Annotated in this window: 17 protein-coding genes; 5 read left to right on the forward strand and 12 right to left on the reverse strand. The window is 39.0% G+C overall.

What is annotated here, in order from left to right; all coding sequences use genetic code 11:
- The first annotated feature begins 135 nt into the window (after positions 1-135).
- Positions 136-810, forward strand: coding sequence for a Fic family protein (locus H7O61_RS03275; RefSeq protein ID WP_187875123.1), 675 nt, complete (start codon positions 136-138; stop codon positions 808-810).
- Here H7O61_RS03275 and H7O61_RS03280 read toward each other — a convergent pair.
- The 5 genes from H7O61_RS03280 to H7O61_RS03300 form a co-directional block, all read right to left on the reverse strand.
- Positions 792-2,036, reverse strand: a complete 1,245-nt coding sequence (locus tag H7O61_RS03280; RefSeq protein WP_187875124.1) for an RNA polymerase factor sigma-54 — start codon at positions 2,034-2,036, stop codon at positions 792-794. The two genes, H7O61_RS03275 and H7O61_RS03280, sit on opposite strands and share 19 nt — an antisense overlap.
- Before the next feature lie 2 nt (positions 2,037-2,038).
- Complete coding sequence (lptB, locus tag H7O61_RS03285; protein WP_187875125.1) at positions 2,039-2,761, reverse strand: LPS export ABC transporter ATP-binding protein; 723 nt, start codon at positions 2,759-2,761, stop codon at positions 2,039-2,041.
- A 12-nt stretch (positions 2,762-2,773) separates the two neighbouring features.
- A complete protein-coding gene (tsaE, locus tag H7O61_RS03290) occupies positions 2,774-3,175 on the reverse strand; it encodes a tRNA (adenosine(37)-N6)-threonylcarbamoyltransferase complex ATPase subunit type 1 TsaE (RefSeq protein WP_187875126.1) in 402 nt (133 codons plus the stop codon).
- Positions 3,172-4,944: a DNA polymerase III subunit gamma/tau gene (locus H7O61_RS03295; RefSeq protein ID WP_187875127.1), complete on the reverse strand. Its 1,773-nt coding sequence runs from the start codon at positions 4,942-4,944 to the stop codon at positions 3,172-3,174. Before H7O61_RS03295 ends, tsaE begins: the two co-directional genes overlap by 4 nt.
- A gap of 68 nt (positions 4,945-5,012) precedes the next feature.
- Positions 5,013-5,645 (reverse strand): LysE family transporter, encoded by a 633-nt coding sequence (locus tag H7O61_RS03300; RefSeq protein WP_187875128.1) that lies wholly within the window; start codon positions 5,643-5,645, stop codon positions 5,013-5,015.
- A 257-nt stretch (positions 5,646-5,902) separates the two neighbouring features.
- Between H7O61_RS03300 and H7O61_RS03305 the strand changes: the two genes are divergently transcribed.
- The 3 genes from H7O61_RS03305 to sabA (H7O61_RS03315) all read left to right on the forward strand — a co-directional run bounded on the left by H7O61_RS03305 (position 5,903) and on the right by sabA (H7O61_RS03315) (position 9,063).
- Positions 5,903-6,325 carry a DUF1104 domain-containing protein gene (locus H7O61_RS03305; protein WP_078257017.1) on the forward strand — a complete coding sequence of 141 codons (423 nt, stop codon included), beginning with the start codon at positions 5,903-5,905 and terminating at the stop codon, positions 6,323-6,325.
- 28 nt (positions 6,326-6,353) lie between these two features.
- Positions 6,354-6,812: a sialic acid-binding protein gene (locus tag H7O61_RS03310; RefSeq protein ID WP_041051396.1), complete on the forward strand. Its 459-nt coding sequence runs from the start codon at positions 6,354-6,356 to the stop codon at positions 6,810-6,812.
- A 385-nt stretch (positions 6,813-7,197) separates the two neighbouring features.
- Positions 7,198-9,063, forward strand: coding sequence for a Hop family adhesin SabA/HopD (sabA, locus tag H7O61_RS03315; protein ID WP_231623821.1), 1,866 nt, complete (start codon positions 7,198-7,200; stop codon positions 9,061-9,063).
- A gap of 133 nt (positions 9,064-9,196) precedes the next feature.
- Here sabA (H7O61_RS03315) and H7O61_RS03320 read toward each other — a convergent pair whose 3' ends face one another.
- Complete coding sequence (locus H7O61_RS03320; protein WP_187875129.1) at positions 9,197-10,249, reverse strand: type II asparaginase; 1,053 nt, start codon at positions 10,247-10,249, stop codon at positions 9,197-9,199.
- Positions 10,250-10,324: 75 nt separating this feature from the next.
- On the opposite strand from H7O61_RS03320, the gene H7O61_RS03325 reads away from it, so the two are divergent.
- Entirely contained in the window at positions 10,325-11,656 is a 1,332-nt protein-coding gene (locus H7O61_RS03325) for an anaerobic C4-dicarboxylate transporter (RefSeq protein WP_187875130.1), read from the forward strand.
- Between the two features lie 74 nt (positions 11,657-11,730).
- On the opposite strand, the gene sabA (H7O61_RS03330) is transcribed toward H7O61_RS03325, so the two are convergent.
- From sabA (H7O61_RS03330) to H7O61_RS03355, 6 genes are all read right to left on the reverse strand, one after another.
- The gene (sabA, locus tag H7O61_RS03330) at positions 11,731-13,650 is read right to left on the reverse strand and encodes a Hop family adhesin SabA/HopD (protein ID WP_414736107.1); all 1,920 of its coding nucleotides are present in this window, start codon (positions 13,648-13,650) and stop codon (positions 11,731-11,733) included.
- A 257-nt stretch (positions 13,651-13,907) separates the two neighbouring features.
- A complete protein-coding gene (locus tag H7O61_RS03335) occupies positions 13,908-14,825 on the reverse strand; it encodes an outer membrane beta-barrel protein (RefSeq protein ID WP_187875131.1) in 918 nt (305 codons plus the stop codon).
- Positions 14,795-15,781 carry a tRNA dihydrouridine synthase gene (locus tag H7O61_RS03340; protein ID WP_108288971.1) on the reverse strand — a complete coding sequence of 329 codons (987 nt, stop codon included), beginning with the start codon at positions 15,779-15,781 and terminating at the stop codon, positions 14,795-14,797. Before H7O61_RS03340 ends, H7O61_RS03335 begins: the two co-directional genes overlap by 31 nt.
- 93 nt (positions 15,782-15,874) lie before the next feature.
- Positions 15,875-16,906 carry a tRNA lysidine(34) synthetase TilS gene (tilS, locus tag H7O61_RS03345; protein WP_187875132.1) on the reverse strand — a complete coding sequence of 344 codons (1,032 nt, stop codon included), beginning with the start codon at positions 16,904-16,906 and terminating at the stop codon, positions 15,875-15,877.
- 15 nt (positions 16,907-16,921) lie between these two features.
- Positions 16,922-17,989, reverse strand: a complete 1,068-nt coding sequence (locus H7O61_RS03350) for an HP0729 family protein (RefSeq protein ID WP_187875133.1) — start codon at positions 17,987-17,989, stop codon at positions 16,922-16,924.
- 8 nt (positions 17,990-17,997) lie between these two features.
- Positions 17,998-18,249: a hypothetical protein gene (locus H7O61_RS03355; RefSeq protein ID WP_241870084.1), complete on the reverse strand. Its 252-nt coding sequence runs from the start codon at positions 18,247-18,249 to the stop codon at positions 17,998-18,000.
- Between the last annotated feature and the right edge of the window lie 159 nt (positions 18,250-18,408).

An 18,408-nucleotide genomic window follows, 5' to 3' on the forward strand; every position in this document is an offset into this window, starting at 1 on the left:
CGTATCAAAGCTTGTGGAGCTTCCTCTAACGGGGTTAGTTCTCAATATGGCAACATATTAGATCTAGCTAGTTATGGAGCTATGAAGCAAGAAAAAGCCCAATCGCTTTAGCGGTTGGGTAATTCACCCATTCGTATGGCTCATCATAGCACCGCTATTGAAAACAATCCTTTGAGCCTTGCTGAAACCATAAGTATTTTAACCACCGAATACATTCCTAGAGAAATGCCCCAAAGAGCTTTCTTTGAAGTGAAAAACTATCAAAACATGCTCTTCTTTCTGTTAGAAAACCTGAATAAAGGACAAAGCGTTGATAGTTTTTTTATAAGGGAGTTGCATGGGATTTTAATGAATTTTTTACTCCCTAATAAGGGGGCTTTCAAAACGACTGATAATACCATTTTAGGATCTAGTTTTGAAACGACCCCCCATTTTCAAGCGCCTATGGCTATGAAAGAATGGTGCGATAACCTCAATTATAAGATGAAGACCTTACAAGATAAAGAAGAAAAACTAAAAGCCATTTTAGAACAACACGTTTTGTTTGAAAGGATACACCCTTTTAGCGATGGTAATGGTAGGGTGGGCAGAATTCTAATCTTTTATAGCGCTTTAGAGCAAAATTTAGTGCCATTTGTGATCACTAAAGAACAAAAAGAGGCTTACATTAAGGCTTTAGACACGCGCAATACAGAAAGCTTATACCAACTCGCCAAAGTATCCCAAGAGTTTGAACTCACACGCATACAAGGGCAAATGGTATTAAATAAGAATAACCAAAACCATATTTTTCAAGCGCGCATCAAATAGAGTTTTTTCCTTTCGCTTGAAGAAGCGATGTTGAGCAGTTGACGGTATTTGGTGATCGTTCTTCTTACCATTTTCAAATGGAATTTTTCTTCAATGAGTTCTAAAATCTTAGCGTCGCTCAAAGGCTCTTTTTTGTCCTCGTTTTTAATCAATTCTAAAAGATAGTCTTTAATCACAGCGTTTGAAGTCTCGCTATTGTCTAAGGCGATGCTAAAGAAATGCTTAATGGGGAAAACCCCCCTTTCGCATGCCAAATATTTATTAGAAATGGCCCTTGAAATCGTGCTTACAGAGTGGTTAAATTCATTGGCTAAATCCAGTAATTTTAAAGGGCGTAATTCCTTACCCTTAAAAAAATCGTATTGATACTCTAAAAGCATCAGACCGATTTTATAAATCGTGGCTTTCCTCAAATTTAACGCGTCAATCAAATCTTTGGCTTCTTTCAATTTTTCTTTCAAATAATCGCTATCTTTAAAGCGATTTTCTTCTAAACTGATCGTCGGATAGCTCTCATCGTTCAAACGCACAATCATTTCATTATCCACTTCTAAAATAAAAAGCTCAGGAATGACTTCTATTTCTTTTTCTAAAAACTCAATGGCTGGGGGGTTTTTAAAGGATTTTAAAATCTTTAAAGCCTTTTCATAATAAAAATCTTTAGAAAATTCATGGTGTTTTTCTAAATTTAAAATGATCTTTCGCGCTTCTTCATAAAGCTCGTTATTGTCTAATTCCCTACTCTCTAACTGGAATAAAAAGCTCTCTTTCACGTCTTTAGCGCCAATGCCAGCGGGATTAAGGTAACTAAAACGCTTGCGCACTTTTTCATAAATTCCGCTCTCTACCCCTAAAATTTTAGCCCTTTCTTCAATGTTTTCTTCAAAATACCCTTCACTATCCAGCCCGCTGATAATATCCATAGCGATTTTTTGAGAGGTTTCAGTGGGAAAGAGAGGGGGAATGATTTGAGCTTCTAAGGTTTCAAAAAGGCTTTTAGAAGCGGTTGCGCAATTTTCTAAATGATCGCTGCTCTTTTTAGTGCTAAAACGATCGCTAAAATTTTTGATGCGTTTGTTTTCAATTTTGATTAAGGGGTTATCTAAAGCGTTTTGTTTCAACACTTCTTCTAAATCTTCAAGTTCGCTTTGTAAAATGGGTAGCCACCCTTTCAAAGTAGCGTTTAGTTTGTTTTTAGGGCTAAGGTTTGCGCGTAAGGTCGCCATATTCACACCTTAAAATTTTCCCCTAAATAATACTTACGCACCAAAGCGTTTTCATAAATCTCATTAGCGTTCCCGCTCGCTAAAAGCGTGCCGCTTTTAATCACATACGCCCTGTGGCACACGCTCAAAGTCTCTCGCACATTGTGATCAGTGATTAGCACGCCGATGCTTAATCCAATCAAGCTTTCAATGATTCTTTGAATGTCAATCACCGCAATCGGATCCACGCCCGCAAAAGGCTCATCTAATAGCACGAATTTAGGGTTTTTCATTAAAGCCCTAGCGATTTCTACGCGCCTTCTTTCTCCCCCACTCAAGCTCATGCCCTTGCGCTCTCTTATGGCTTGGATATTAAAAGCGTCTAGCAAGCTTTCCATTTTTTCTTCGCTCTCTTTAGAGTTTTTAAAAGTGCTCTCCCCTGCTAGGGCTAGATTCTCTTCCACGCTCAATTCTTTAAAAATGCTGGATTCTTGGGGCAGGTAGCCTATGCCTAAGTTAGAACGCTTGTGTAAGGGGTATTTAGCTAAATTCACATCGTTTAAATAAACGCTCCCCCCACTAGGCTCTAAAAGCCCGCATATCATATAAAAGGTGGTGGTTTTACCCGCTCCATTAGGCCCTAAAAGCCCCACCACTTCGCCGCTTTTCACTTCTAAAGAAACATCTGAAACGATTTTGGTCTTTTTAATCTGTTTGTTTAAATGCTCTGCTTTTAAAATATCCATTCAAACGACCCTTTAAACGATCTTTATTGTATAAAAACGGCTGGTTAATTCGGTTTTAATTTCCACAACCTTAATAGCTAAATCGTATTTTTTTAAAATTTTTTCTAATTTTTCATCGCCCCATTCCACAAAATGGATCCCCTTTTCCAACAAGCACTCTAACATGCCAAGCTCCAAGCAAGCCTCTAAATCGTGCATGTAAAAATCATAATGGAACACGCTCTCGCTATAAGCATGCATCAGGCTAAAGGTGGGCGAAGTCGCTTGAATGTCTAAACCCAAGTGTTTCAAGCACGCTTGAACCAAAGTCGTTTTACCGCTCCCCACAACGCCTTTTAAAAGCACCACCCCCTTAAAATCATCTTTTAAAATTGCAGAAGCCACTTTGTCTAACTCGTCTAAATGCGCTCTCATAACAATTCCACGCTTTTGATTTCAAACTCGCTCTTAATCTCTTCAATCAGCTCAGAGTGGTTAGCCATAAATTCTTGCAACGCTGTTGGGGCTTCTTTGGGTTGGGCTTCTTTAGTCTCTTTAGTGTCGTTTTCTTTAGTTTCTTTTTCTTGAACCTCTTTAGTTTCGTTTTCTTTCGTTTGAAGCGCTTTTCCAACCGCTTCTTTAGTATCGTTTTCTTGCATTTCAGCCGTCGTTTCGGTGGTTGGTTTGGGTAAGATTTTTTCCCTTAAAGAAGAGATTTTAAAATCTTTAAACTCTTTAGTTTCTTCTGGAGCGTTTTTATTTTCCAAATGATGTTTTAAAGCGATTTTGATGCTTTCGCCCTTGCCAAAAACCCCATCAACGATACTTTTCACGATTTTAAATCGTTCTCTTAAAAGCTCTTTATCCTTATCAGCGGCTAAAGACTCCCAAGTCAAGGTTTTAGTCTGGCTGTCAAAATCAATGAAACGGATATTTTTTTCAAACACCGCCCCTAATTCGTAATTGCGCTCATAAACCAATGTTTGAACTTGTTTGAAAAGGTTGTGAAAAATGCGATCTTTAGCTGAAAGCATGGGAGTTTGCGGGATTTCTGTATTCTCTTTTTTTTCTGCTCCCTCTATTCTTTCTATACTTTTGGGTTCTTGTTTAGGGGCGTTAGCGTTTTGATTTATGGGTTTTAAAACGCTTTCTTTGGTTTGCTCTAATTCCAAAATCGCATCATCTAGGGCTTTGAGTTTCAAAGCTTCTTTGAATTTCATTTTCAATAACAACAGCACAAAACTAGCATTTGCCCCTTCTTTTAAAAGGCTGAGACTGCTCATAATGATTTTAAAAAAGCGCTCTATCAAAAGGATGGAATAAGTATCAGGGCTTAATAATTTCGCTTTCAAAAAAAGCATCATTTCTTCTAAAACGCCCTCGGTTTCATAATTTTCTAAAATGGCATAACGCTCTTGCAATCGCGCTTCATCTTGGTTGATTAGGCTTTGAAAAAAATCTTCTAAAACGCTCCTATCAATCGCCCCTAACATTTCAGCCACTTTGCTTTCTGTGATAGCGTTATCGCAATAATTGATGGCTTGCTCTAAAAGAGTGATCGTGTCCCTCAAACTCCCTTGCCCGCTGTGAGCCAGTTTTTCTAACGCGCTACTTTCATAACTCACCTGTTCTTTTTCTAAAATGGTTTTTAAATGAGAAATAACGGAATTTTCAGGGATTTTTTTAAACCTGAAATGCTGGGTACGGCTGAGTATGGTAGCGGGCAATTTCAAGGCGTCCGTTGTCGCTAAAAGGAATTTCACATGGCTAGGAGGCTCTTCTAAAGTCTTTAAAAGCGCGTTAAACGCTTCAGTGGTGAACATATGCACTTCATCAATGATAAAGATTTTATAGCGCCCAAAGCTTGGTTTGTAGCGCGTTTGCTCTATGAGATTACGGACATCATCAATCCCCCTATTAGACGCTCCGTCCATTTCTATAATATCTATATGGTGGTTGTTTAAAGCGCTCTGGCATTGGGTGCAAGTATCGCAAGGCACGGCTTTTGGCCCTTCTTCACACATTAAAGCCCTAGCAAAAATCCTAGAAGAGCTGGTTTTGCCTGAACCTCTTAACCCGCTGAATAAATAAGCGTTAGCCAAACGCTGGTTGTCTAGGGCTAAAGAAAGCGTTTTAGCCACGCTCTCTTGACCGACTAGCTCGCTAAAATGTTTGGGGCGGTATTTTAACGCTAAAACTTGCATATTGATTGTAATCCTTAAAACTCATTTAGGAGTATTGTAATGCAAAATGACTTAAAACTAGCCCCTTTTTAGGTTTTACTCAATAGCGCTAAAAAATCCCTAAATAAAGTAACACTAAGCGTTCCCATGATAGCGGTTACAAAGAGATTCACGCCCATAAAGATTTTTTGGTTGTTTAAAAGTTTAGAGCCATAACGCAACGATAAAGTGCATAACAATAAAAGCCAAGAAAAGGCAGCCGATAAAGTGCCGGCTAGAAAGACAAATTTTTGCACTAAATCAAAAGACAAAGCGCTCGCGCCAATTAAAAACACCATTTCCAAATACACTTGAGGGTTGAGTAAAGTAACGCCTAAAGTGAATAATAAGGTCTTTTTTAAGGATAATTTTTTAGGGGTTTGAACTTGCTTTTTTTTAAAGGTTTGAAAAAGGGTTCTAAACGCTAAAAAAGCGTAAAATCCAGTAAAAGCCGCTCCAAATAAATTCAAAAACAAACTCAAATAAAGGTTTTTAGCAAAATAAGCCCCCACGCCAAACACGCCCATGCTCATTAACACTATATCGCACATAAAACACAGAGCGCAAATCAAAAACACATAATTCCTAGCCATGCCTCGCTCTATAATAAACAAGGATTGCGCCCCCACAGCCGCGCACAAAGAAATCGCTAAACTATAGCCTTTTGCAAAAATCACAAACATTTTTATTCAAAATCCTTTCACTCAAAATAAGCCAAAACCATAGCGCTACCATTAAAAATTCAAAAACGATATTTTAAAATTTTAGGGTTTAAAACGACCTTTATGATCGCTATAAATAAGATTAAATGAGAACAGATAATAACCAAAATACCATTTTGATACTTTTAGTTTTTTGATAATGGATTAAAATTGACATGCTAAAATATTGATATTTGCTGTCGTCATGCGGCAAAAATTTAGACAACAAGGAATTGGGAATGAGAAGGAGTTTGGCTTTTTGCCTGTTAGCTTTGCTTGGATTACAGGTTTTAGGCGCTAGGGATTTTTCGCAACTCAAAAACGAGGAACTTTTAAAATTAGCAGGAACTCTGCCTTCTAATGAAGCGATTGATTATCGCATGGAAGTGTCTAAACGCCTTAAAGCTTTAAAAGCTGAAGACGCTAAGAAATTCCGCGCGAATTTCAGCCGGATCGCTAGGAAGAATCTTTCCAAAATGAGCGAAGAAGATTTCAAAAAAATGCGTGAAGAAGTCCGTAAGGAATTAGAAGAAAAAACCAAAGGTTTGAGCGATGAAGAAATTAAGGCAAAAGGGCTTAATGTGAGCGTTTGCAGCGGCGATACGAGAAAAGTTTGGTGTAGGGCTGTTAAGAAAAAAGACGAACATTGTTCTCCTAAGTGAGACAAAATTTAATTTAAAAGGATAAAAAATGAAAAAAGCGTTGAAAATACTTTCTGTTAGCGCGTTGTTATTTGTGGCTTTGAACGCCAAAGATTTCAGCAAAACAAGCGATGAAGATTTGGCTAAAATGGCTGGCGTTGTCGCTCCGCAGGATATTGTGGATTACACAAAAGAGTTGAAAAAGCGCATGGAAAAGATGCCTGAAGACAAGAGAAAGGCGTTCCATAAACAATTGCATGAATATGCGACTAAAAACACAGACAAAATGACCGTGGCGGATTTTGAAGCCCGCCAAAAAGCCATTAAAGAAGCGCTTAAAAAAGGCAATATGGAAGACATGGATGATGATTTTGGGTTGAGATCATGCAAGCATGGGAAAAAGCACAAACACGATAAGCATGGCAAGAAGCATGGCAAAAAACATGACAAAGATCATGACGATAAAGACCATGACCACCATGATGAAGATCACAGCGATAAGCACTAAAGCTTAAACCACACCACTTTTCTATCAAAGCTTCAAACCCTTTAAGCAGAAATCCTAAACGCTTTGTGGCGTTTGGGACAAATGCGTTCTGTTAAGCGTTATCAAAATTCTGTTCTCATTAAGTATTGCTTATAAAATTCAAAAGATGGTTTTATTGTTTCAAAAATCAACGCTTTAAAGATAAATAGATTAAAATACCCCAAAATCCTTTTTTTTTTTTTTTTTTTTTTTTTTTTTTTTTGAAATCCAATAAATCTATGGTAAAATCCAATCAGTTGTAAATCTATTATCATTTTAGAATATTTTAGCAACAAAAAAATTACTTTAAGGAACATTTTATGAAAAAACGATTTTTACTCTCTCTCTCTCTCTCGCTTCATCGCTCTTGCACGCTGAAGACAACGGCTTTTTTGTGGGCGCGGGCTATCAGATCGGCGAAGCGGTGCAAATGGTCAAAAACACCGGTGAATTGAAAAACTTGAACGACAAATACGAGCAATTAAGCCAATATTTAAATCAAGTGGCTTCGTTGAAGCAAAGCATTCAAACGGCGAACAACATTCAGGCTGTCAACAATGCTTTAAGCGATTTAAAAAGCTTTGCGAGTAACAACCACACAAACAAAGAAACATCGCCCATCTACAACACCACGCAAGCCGTTATCACTTCAGTATTGGCTTTTTGGAGTCTTTATGCAGGGAACGCTCTCAGTTTTTTTGTGAACAATTTGAATGATGGATCTAATTCTCCTCTTACAAGAATCAATCGAGATGGGAACTGCACAGGATTACAAAAATGTTTTATGAGCCGAGAAACTTATGATAAAATGAAAACACTTGCCGAAAATCTCCAAAAAGCTCAAGGCAATCTCTGTGCTTTATCAGAATGCTCTAGCAATCAATCAAGTGGAAACAAAACTTCCATAACTACAGCTCTTGAAACCGCGCAACAGCTTATGGATTTAATTGAACAAGCCAAGGTTTCTATGGTGTGGAAAAATATAATCATCGCAGGTGTTTCAAACAGATTCGGTGGTGCTGGTGCTATCACATCCACTGGTCCTGTAACCGACTATGCGGTGTTTAACAACATCAAGGCGATGCTACCTATCTTGCAACAAGCGCTCAAACTAACTCAGAGCAACCACACCCTATCTACTAACTTGCAAGCTCAAGCTATGGGATCTCAAAAAAATCGTGAATTTGCTAAAGACATTTACGCTTTAGCTCAAAACCAAAAGCAAATCCTTTCTAACGCTTCAAATATCTTCAATCTCTTTAATTCCATCCCTAAAGACCAACTTAAGTATTTGGAGAACGCTTACTTGAAAGTGCCACATTTGGGTAAAACGCCTACTAACCCTTACAGACAGAATGTGAATTTGAATAAAGAAATCAATGCGGTTCAAAACAATGTGAGCTATTATGGCAATCGGATTGATTCGGCTTTAAGCGTGGCTAAAGATGTTTATAATTTAAAATCCAATCAAACAGAGATCGTAACCGCCTATAACAACGCTAAGAATTTGAGCGAAGAGATTTCTAAACTCCCCTATAATAAGGTCAATGTAACAAACATCGTTATGTCGCCTAAAGATTCTACAGCGGATCAATACCAAATCAACCCAGAGCAGCAATCCAATCTTAATCAAGCTTTAGCGGCGATGAGCAATAACCCCTTTAAAAAAGTGGGCATGATCAGCTCTCAAAACAATAACGGCGCTTTGAACGGGCTTGGCGTGCAAGTGGGCTATAAGCAATTCTTTGGCGAAAGCAAAAGATGGGGATTAAGGTATTATGGCTTCTTTGATTACAACCACGGCTATATCAAATCCAGCTTTTTTAATTCGTCTTCTGATATATGGACTTATGGCGGTGGGAGCGATTTGTTAGTGAATATTATCAACGATAGTATCACAAGAAAGAACAACAAGCTCTCAGTAGGTCTTTTTGGAGGTATCCAACTAGCAGGGACTACATGGCTTAATTCTCAATACGTGAATTTAACCGCGTTCAATAACCCTTACAGCGCGAAAGTCAATACTTCTAATTTCCAATTTTTGTTCAATCTCGGTTTGAGGACCAATCTCGCTACAGCTAAGAAAAAAGACAGCGAACGTTCCGCGCAACATGGCATTGAACTAGGCATTAAAATCCCCACCATTAACACCAATTACTATTCTTTTCTAGGCACTCAATTGCAATACAGAAGGCTCTATAGCGTGTATCTCAATTATGTGTTTGCTTATTGAAAAATCTCCTTTTTAAAATAGGGGGAGCTTCATCAAATCTATTTTGATAGTTATTTGATGAAAATAAAGTCAAAAACAAAATAAACCAAATCACCCAACTATCTTTGATAATCGGGTGATCTAATAGAATCGTTTAATACTCTTCAAACATTTCTTGGATTTTTGCCTTATCATTCGTTTTGGTTAAAGCGAGTTGTAAAAGCACCCTAGCTTTTTGAGGGTTTAAGTTATCGCTTGTGATAAAGCCATAAGCTTTGTCATCAATCTCACCTGAAGTAATCTCACCGCTACCTACCCTGCTAGAACGAACGATAACCACCCCCATTTGGCTCGCTTCTTGCATCGCTTTTAAAAACCCAGCGCTCACATTCCCGTTACCCACCCCAGCTATCACAACGCCTTTTGCATGCGAGTTTAGGCTCGCTTGGAATAAATCGGGGGTCATGCCAGCATGCGTGTAAATAATATCCACTTTAGGTAAGGGGGTTTTTAGCTCTAAAAGAGAAAATTCGCTCTCTATGGTGTGTTTTCTTAAAGGTTGCATGTAATAACGCACCTTGCCATAATACACGCTCCCTATCGCGCCGCTGTTTAAAGCTTTAAAGGTGGAAGTGTGGGTGGTGTGCGTTTTAATCGCTTCTCTAGCGCTAAAAATATTATCGTCCATCACCACCAACACGCCCTTATTCGCGCTTTTTTCATTAACCGCTACGCTCACAGCATTATATAAATTCAAAGCGCCATCCGCGCTCAAAGAAGCAGCGTTACGCATCGCCCCCACTAACACCACCGGTTTTGTGGAGTGTAAAACCAAGTTTAAAAAATACGCGCTCTCTTCTAAAGTGTCTGTGCCATGCGTGATGACCACGCCTTGAATACGGCTATCGTCTAGCAACTCTTGGGCGCGTTTAGCGAGCTTGAACCATATTTCTTCATTCATGTCTTGTGAGCCGATGTTAGAAACCTGCTCCCCTTGAATGCGAGCGAGTCTGTTAAGACTAGGGATAGCTTTAAGAAGCTCTTTGACACCCAATTCACCGCTCTTATAACTACCCAAGCTCGCATCAACGCCACTCCCTGCAATCGTCCCCCCTGTCGCTAATAAAGCAATGGTGGGTAAATTTTGAGCCATAACTTGCCCCTTCAAACAAAGTAAAAGAATCAAAAATTTCAAAAACATTCTCATTATAGACTACCTTTTGAAATTTAAAAGATTTTATAGTATAGTGAATCGTTGTTAAAATAAATTTAAAAAGGGTTAATGGTGGATGCCTTTTTTCAAATTGCAGTGTTACTTTTTTCGCTTTTTTTAGGGGCAAGGCTAGGGGGCTTGGGAGTAGGCTATGCGGGGGGCTTGGGCGTGCTTGTGCTTTGCTTATTTTTGGGGTTAAATCCCGGCAAAATCCCTTTTGATGTGATTTTAATCATCATGGCAGTCATTAGCGCTATAAGTGCCATGCAAAAAGCGGGGGGCTTAGATTATTTAGTCCAAATCGCTGAAAAAATTTTAAGGAAACACCCCAAGCAAATCAACTACCTCGCCCCAAGCGTGGCGTATTTTTTAACGATACTAGCCGGCACCGGGCATACGGTTTTTTCTTTGATCCCAGTGATTGTGGAAGTGAGCCAGAGCCAAAACATCAAGCCCAAAGCGCCTTTAAGCTTAGCGGTTGTTTCTAGTCAAGTCGCTATTACTGCAAGCCCGGTGAGCGCAGCGGTGGTGTTTATGAGCGGTATTTTAGAGCCTTTAGGGGCAAATTATCTCACCCTTTTAATGGTTTGGATTCCTACGACTTTTTTAGCATGCATGCTCACGGCGTTTATTATGGGTTTTACTGATTTAAAGTTAGACAGCGACCCGAATTATTTAGAACGCTTGAAAGCGGGCAAAATTTCGCCCCCTATGATGAAAAAAGAAAAAGAAACCTCAAAAAGCGCGAAATTATCGTTATGGATTTTTATCGGTGGGGTTGTAGCGATCGTTTTTTACGCGAGCGCGATTTCTAAAAATATCGCTTTGATTAGCCCGGTGGTTTTAGGCAGAGATCAAGCGATCGTGTCTTTCATGCTGAGCGTGGCGACTCTCATTGCGCTTTTTTGTAAGATCAACGCTAATGAAATCGCCCATTCAAGCGTGTTTAAATCCGGCATGCAAGCGTGCGTGTGCGTGTTGGGCGTGGCATGGCTAGGCGATACTTTTGTGAGCAATCATATAGATGAAATCAAGCGATACGCTTCGTTTTTGATCGCTGATTACCCGTTTTTATTAGCCGTAGCGCTCTTTTTGGCTTCCATGCTTTTGTATTCGCAGGCTGCCACCTCTAAAGCGCTCATCCCAAGCGTGATCACAGCCTTAGGCATTAGCGCTAACCATACCGAGCATTTGTATATTATCGTGGCTTCGTTTGCGAGCGTTTCGGCGTTGTTTGTGTTACCCACTTACCCCACTTTACTAGGAGCGATCGCTATGGATAACACCGGCACCACTAAAATGGGCCGTTATGTGTTTGATCATGCGTTTTTGATCCCTGGGGTTTTAGTCGTGTTTTTGAGCGTGGCGTTAGGGTTTGTTGTCGCGCCGTTAGTTTTGTAGATTTTATCACCAACGATAAAAGCTTTGATGTTGCGATTTTTCTAAACCCCCTTAAAAAAGAGGGTTTAAACCATTCAGTAAGCAAACACATAATTGAGATACACGCTATAGAGCCTTCTGTATTGCAATTGAGTGCCTAGAAAAGAATAGTAATTGGTGTTAATGGTGGGGATTTTAATGCCTAGTTCAATGCCATGTTGCGCGGAACGTTCGCTGTCTTTTTTCTTAGCTGTAGCGAGATTGGTCCTCAAACCGAGATTGAACAAAAATTGGAAATTAGAAGTATTGACTTTCGCGCTGTAAGGGTTATTGAACGCGGTTAAATTCACGTATTGAGAATTAAGCCATGTAGTCCCTGCTAGTTGGATACCTCCAAAAAGACCTACTGAGAGCTTGTTGTTCTTTCTTGTGATACTATCGTTGATAATATTCACTAACAAATCGCTCCCACCGCCATAAGTCCATATATCAGAAGACGAATTAAAAAAGCTGGATTTGATATAGCCGTGGTTGTAATCAAAGAAGCCATAATACCTTAATCCCCATCTTTTGCTTTCGCCAAAGAATTGCTTATAGCCCACTTGCACGCCAAGCCCGTTCAAAGCGCCGTTATTGTTTTGAGAGCTGATCATGCCCACTTTTTTAAAGGGGTTATTGCTCATCGCCGCTAAAGCTTGAGAAAGATTGGATTGCTGCTCTGGGTTGATTTGGTAGTTGTATTGGCCCGCTGCCGGAGCGTTTTGATCGTAAGGCAGTGTGATAATGTCTTTTGTATTGACTTGGTTATAGGGGAGTTTAGAAATCTCTTGGCTTAGATTATTAGCGTTGCTATAGGCTGTTACAATGTTTGCTTGATTGGATTTTAGGTTATAAACATCTTTAGCCACGCTTAAAGCCGAATCAATCCGATTGCCATAATAGCTCACATTGTTTTGAATCGTCTGAACTTCTTGGTTTAAATTCACCTCTTGTCTGTAAGGGTTAGTAGGAGTTTGACCCGCATTGGGTATTTTCAAATAAGCTTTCTCTAGATATTGATACTGCTCTTTAGGGATGGAATTAAAGAGGTTGAAAATATCTTGAGCGTAAGAGATGACTTGCTTTTGGTTTTGAGCGAGATTGTAGATGTCTTTAGCGAATTCAGGGTTTGTTTGAGATCCTGTAGCTTGAGCTTGCAAGCTAGCAGATAGGGTGTGGTTACTTTGAGAAAGCGTAACCGCTTGTTGCAAAATGGGTATCATCGCCTTGATGTTGTTAAACACCGCGTATTGTGTTGGGTAATTAGTGGATGTGATAGCGCCGGGTGCGTTTGAAACGCCACTGATGACGATATTTTTCCACATCATAGCCGTCTTAGTGTTTGCGATTAAATCCATAAGCTGTTGCGCGGTTTCAAGAGCGCTGCTTACGGTTGAGCTTGGCGTGTTTGAACCTTCTGTTGTGGCGCATCCGGATAAAGCGCAAAGATTGTTCGCTTTAGTGGCAGCGTTTGTTTGGGCTGCTTGGAGTGCTTCAGCGAGTTTTTTCATCTTGTCGTAAGTGGTTTGATCCATAGCGCAGTTTTCAATTCCTGAGCAGTTGCTAATAATCGTTGAAAAAGGAGGGTTACCTTGGACATTAGCGGGTTGTTTAGTATCTTTATTACCCACAAAAAAAGTGAGATAATTCCCCGCATAAAGACTCCAAAAACCCAATACCGAAGTGATAACGGCTTGCACGGCGTTGAAGATGGGCGATTGGGTGGTGCTGTTATAGTTGTTGTTGGTAAAGCTTTTCAAATCGTTTAAAGAGCTATTGACCAGCTCAATGTTGTTGGCGTTTTGAATGCTTTGCTTCAACGAAGCCACTTGATTCAAATACTGGCTCAATTGCTCGTATTTGTCGTTCAAATTTTTCAATTCGCCGGTGTTTTTGACCATTTGCACCGCTTCACCGATTTGATAGCCCACGCCCACAAAAAAGCCGTTGTCTTCAGCATGGAGCGATGATGCCACAAGCGAGAGAGAGAGAGAGTAAAAATCGTTTTTTCATAAAATGTTCCTTAAAGTAATGTTTTTGTTGTAAGAATATCATGAAGTGATAATATATTTACAATGAACCTAATTTTACTATAAATTGATTGGATTTCAAAAAAAAAAAAAAAAAGATTTTGGAGTATTTTAACCTATTTATCTTTGAAGCGTTGATTTTTGTAATAAATGAAACCATCTTTTGAATTTTATCATCAACATTTAATGGGAGTGAAGCCACACTAAAACAAGAACGCATAGCTGACAAAAACTTCTTTATTCCTAAAAACGCTGAAGTTTTGTCGGATCGTTTGTTGCTGCCACACATTGCTAGCGCCGAAGTTTTTCCAACTTTGCGCGCTCAAGCTGTAATAAGGGATTTTTAACCCCACATTGAAGCGGTTATGCTTGCCTATATACAAAGAGCCTCCAAAATTCACAAAAAACCCCCCACCCGCTGCAAAAAATTTATCGTCTTGATGGGTGTTTTGGTTTTGATATTGAGGACTCCATAAGATTGCGTATTCCACCCCACCCCCACCAAACACGCCTATTTTAAAAAACAGCATTTTTTCCGTTTTTAAAGCGAGTTTTAAAAGGGTGTCTATAGGGAGATTGACAAACACGTTCACGTTCAAACCAAACGCCATGAAATGCCCGTTATTAAAAAGGAAATCTTGGGGGCTTGGGGTTTTTTGCAAAACTAAAGGGCCTTGAGTGTTTGAAGTAGGATCGTAGGTTTTAATCGCGCTTGGGTCATAATTCGCTTGGGATAAAAGGGTGTTACCCCCCACTTTTTGGCCTAATTGCGCTTTAGCGTATTCTATATCCCCCCACACCCTTAAGCCTAAAATATGGTATTTATCAAAAGCTATTTCATCGCCTATTTGCCCGGTATAAGACAAATTTTTACCCCCCTTATAATGGGCTTCTAGTTTCTCGCCATAACACACGCTGCTAGGGCAAGTGGGGTTGTCTTTATAGGCTTGTTGCCACATGCTTGTGCGCGTATTAGCCCCTGTGCCTAGCCTAAAACCCAAATAAACGTGGTTTTTTGTTTTAAAAAAAGGCGTTTTTTCAGCGGCATTGCCCCACAAAACCCCCAAACTGGCTAAAAAAATAAGCGCTTTCAAACGCTTTTTTGATTCAATTCTACCCATAATGGCACTTCACTTTGCAACATTTCTTGATTAAAAAATTCCTCTATACTCTCTCGCATGCTCTTTATTTCTGTAAGGGTATTGACGCAGTTGCGAAACGCGCTCGCTTGCATTTCGCCCTTAGCGTAAGCGTGCAAATTTTTCCTAAACATGATCACCCCCCTATCCCCATAAAACTCCACCATTTTATCAAAATGTTCTAAAACCAGGTCTTTTTTCACGACTGCGGGCAATTTTGTGGTGTTGTTTCTGATTTGCCAGAATATCCATGGGGCTCTTAAGGCCGCTCGCCCTATCATTAGCCCATCCGCTTGCGTGATTTGTAAGACTTCAAAGGCTTTTTTCACGCTGTCAATTTCGCCATTGGCTATCACAGGCTTTTTTAAAATCTTTTTCATTAAAGCGATGCTTTCATAATCTATTTTGTCTTTTTGGTATTTGTCGCTTCGTGTCCTCCCATGCACCACCACATAATCCACCGGTGCGTCATTTAAGGCATGAGCGATTTCTTTGGGGATTTTTTTTTCAAAGCCTAAACGCACTTTCACGCTTGTGATTTTTTTATTGGTGTTTTCTCTAATCACTTTTAAGAGTTTCACTAAGTGGTTTAAATCCTTTAACAATCCACTCCCGTTACCATGATTAGCCACTTTAGGAGCAGGACAACCGCAATTAAAATCAATCCCACTCACATGATCTAAAGCGTTGATTTTCTCCACCGCTTCTTTAACGACGCTTTCTTTAGAGCCTGAAATTTGTGCCATGAAATGATCTTCTAAAGGGGATTTTTCTAACATTTTAGAAGTTTTATCAAACGCATACACCAACGAATGCGAGCTCACCATTTCGCTTGTAGTAACATCCACGCCAAATTTTTTCACCACGCTTCTAAAAGGCAAATCCGTATAGCCTGCTAGAGGGGCTAGAAAAAGCCATTTTTTATTCTTAAAGTCCATTCGCTCTCATATCAAAGTTTTTTGCTGTATTTTGACACAATCAAGGTTAAAAAGCGCTTTAAAAACTTATCGCTTGATTAAAATGAAGCTCTTTTAAAGATCTGTTAAACTCTGTTTGAAACGGGTTAAAAAATCATGCGTTGGTTGTTTTAAAAACTCTGCGTATAAAACAGGCCGTAAGCGTTTAGGGATATTCAATCTCCTGGCTTTATCTTTAAAATCCTTTGGCATGCTTAAAGTTTTTTGGGGTTTAAGGGCGATAAACGCATGCTCTTTATCCTTTTCAATGATGAATTTTTGAGCGATTTCTAGGCTAAAAAAATGGCGTTTGATTTCTTCTTTTTGAGAAAAGCTCAACACATACCCCTTTTGCTTTAAGATTTTATCCACCATAAAAAGCGCATTTTGCGAATACTTAAAAAAAGTGATCCCATGCATTTGTGAAATGGGTGTTAAAGAATAAAGCCGCTCTTTTTCTTTATCCAAAAACTTAAAACTTTGGATAATGCCCTTAGAATAATGTTGCATCAAGGAGTTAGCGTAATTTTTCCTGAAAAAATTGCGTTTGAATTTTAAAGAAGAATTAGAATCATCTTCAAAAAATTCCCGATCTTTAGCGAGCGTTTTAAGGGTTTCTTTAGGGGTGTAGAGCAAGGGGCGAACGATCGCATAAAACCCTCTTTTTTCATAAGCTTGAAAGCTTAAAAGCGTGTTTAGCCCGGCTCCTTTGCTTAATTGCATCAAAAACCATTCCAGTCTGTCATTCAAGTGGTGCGCTAAAATCAAATGCTTGTAAGAATGCTCTTTGATCAAAGTTTCAAAAAAATCATAACGGATCTTTCTCGCTTGCATTTCAAAATTGCGCTCAATCTTTGGGGCGTAATGGATGTAGCATTTTTTATAGTGCGCTTGGGCGAGTTTTTGAGCGTGTTGGATGATTTCAAGGCGTTGTTTTTGCGTGTTGTAATCCACTAAAGCGATGTCAAAAGCGATATTTTCTTCAACTAAAAGATGAAACAAGCAAGTAGAATCCAACCCGCCTGAAAAACCTAATAAATTTTTCTCCTCTCTTAAAGGCTCTAAATAGGTTTTAAAATCTCGCGCTATCAAATCGGCATTAAGCATAGATTTAGCATTCTTTCATACAACTTCCTTGCGAGTCAGAATGCTTTTCAACAAGCTCATACCTTCTATGCCTAAAATTTCATTCCTGAGTTTTTCTACTTCATGCAAACCTGGGGCTTTTTCATGGACGGCTTCATTGCGAATATCTTGAATGAGAGTAAGGCTTTTTGAAAAAGGATAATTGATGAATCGGTTTAAGTTTTCTTCTAAATGGTATTGGATTTTTTCGTGTCTGAGTAAAAATTTAACGCTCCCAAGATTGGGCTTTTGAGTGAAAAAATCTTCAAGTATCAAAGATTTTCCTTGGACTTTATAATCTAAATCATAAAGATTAGGATCTTTTGTGCACGCCTTTAAAAGGACTTTTTTAGCGAAAAGATAAATTTCGTATTCTAAAGTTTTGGAGTATTTGACGATGATGCTTGTAAAATCATTCAAAAGATCGTTTTCGCTTTGCAAAGGCTCTAATTCTGCATGAATAATGTTATTGATGCTGTCAGGGTGTAAGAGGTAAAAAAGCCTTTTGCCAAAAACAAAACGCATGAAATTTTCTTGCATGATTAAATATTCTTTGCTTTTATACACGCTCAAATAATGTTTTTCATCGCCTAAAAAATAAGAACGCTCTTCTTTCAACCTCACCGGCAAAGGATAGGCATAATTATTCCCATAAATGGCGTAAGTGTGGTTGTTGGACGCGATGAAATTGGCTAAAAACTGATCCCTTAAAAGGCTAAAGTCTTCCCTGACTAATTCCCTTAAATCGCTGATAATAAAAAAGTCTTCCACTTCCAAATTTTTTTCTTTATAATAGCTAGGGATCAAACCCTCATCAATATTTTTAGAAACCTTTATCACCTTAGCGACAAATAAATTAGCGTAATCGGTCAAAAAAAGCTGCAAAAAATTTTTTTCATTGGTGGCTTTGTAAATCTCTTCTAAAGAGTCGTGCTTTTCTTGATCGTTGAGCTTTGATCGGATTTTACCAAAACCCACTTGGGATTTTTCCTGCAAAACGCTTAAATGTTGTTGGATGACATCTTGTTGGTAGTAAGGGTTATAAAGGATTAAAAGGTGGTTCATGCCTTGTCTTATTTTAAGATTTCTTTGAGGTTTTGCTTGATCTCATCAGGATTTTGCTCGTATTCTTGGATGAGTTCTTTTAAAATTTCAAACAATTCGTCAAAATCTTGCGGGTGCTCTTTCTTAAATTTCACTACCAAATCCAAAGTCTTGCCCGCCTTGTTTGATGGATCGTTTTCGCCCTCAAGAGCGTCTTTGATACCCAAAACCATTGTGGTAATGCGAGTGCTTTGCCCAGGGCTTGAAATGCGTTTGCATATAAAGCCTTTGAATGCGTTGGCAAGCTTAAAAGATGAGCAAATTTTAGAAAACATCGCCTTTCCTTATTGAAAGATTTAAAATACCGCTTGTTGGCTTAGTCCGTTTCAAGCCTAGCCAAAAAGCCTTTTTGATGCGTTTTTGAAATTTTAACATAAATT

It is taken from the genome of Helicobacter pylori, from assembly GCF_014496965.1.
GTDB lineage: Bacteria > Campylobacterota > Campylobacteria > Campylobacterales > Helicobacteraceae > Helicobacter > Helicobacter pylori_CZ.

Coding starts and splice junctions, on each gene's coding strand:
- H7O61_RS03275 (WP_187875123.1), top strand. CDS start 136: ATGGCTCATCATAGCACCGCTATTGAAAACAATCCTTTGAGCCTTGCT.
- H7O61_RS03280 (WP_187875124.1), bottom strand. CDS start 2,036: ATGGCGACCTTACGCGCAAACCTTAGCCCTAAAAACAAACTAAACGCT.
- lptB (WP_187875125.1), bottom strand. CDS start 2,761: ATGGATATTTTAAAAGCAGAGCATTTAAACAAACAGATTAAAAAGACC.
- tsaE (WP_187875126.1), bottom strand. CDS start 3,175: ATGAGAGCGCATTTAGACGAGTTAGACAAAGTGGCTTCTGCAATTTTA.
- H7O61_RS03295 (WP_187875127.1), bottom strand. CDS start 4,944: ATGCAAGTTTTAGCGTTAAAATACCGCCCCAAACATTTTAGCGAGCTA.
- H7O61_RS03300 (WP_187875128.1), bottom strand. CDS start 5,645: ATGTTTGTGATTTTTGCAAAAGGCTATAGTTTAGCGATTTCTTTGTGC.
- H7O61_RS03305 (WP_078257017.1), top strand. CDS start 5,903: ATGAGAAGGAGTTTGGCTTTTTGCCTGTTAGCTTTGCTTGGATTACAG.
- H7O61_RS03310 (WP_041051396.1), top strand. CDS start 6,354: ATGAAAAAAGCGTTGAAAATACTTTCTGTTAGCGCGTTGTTATTTGTG.
- H7O61_RS03320 (WP_187875129.1), bottom strand. CDS start 10,249: ATGAGAATGTTTTTGAAATTTTTGATTCTTTTACTTTGTTTGAAGGGG.
- H7O61_RS03325 (WP_187875130.1), top strand. CDS start 10,325: ATGGTGGATGCCTTTTTTCAAATTGCAGTGTTACTTTTTTCGCTTTTT.
- H7O61_RS03335 (WP_187875131.1), bottom strand. CDS start 14,825: ATGGGTAGAATTGAATCAAAAAAGCGTTTGAAAGCGCTTATTTTTTTA.
- H7O61_RS03340 (WP_108288971.1), bottom strand. CDS start 15,781: ATGGACTTTAAGAATAAAAAATGGCTTTTTCTAGCCCCTCTAGCAGGC.
- tilS (WP_187875132.1), bottom strand. CDS start 16,906: ATGCTTAATGCCGATTTGATAGCGCGAGATTTTAAAACCTATTTAGAG.
- H7O61_RS03350 (WP_187875133.1), bottom strand. CDS start 17,989: ATGAACCACCTTTTAATCCTTTATAACCCTTACTACCAACAAGATGTC.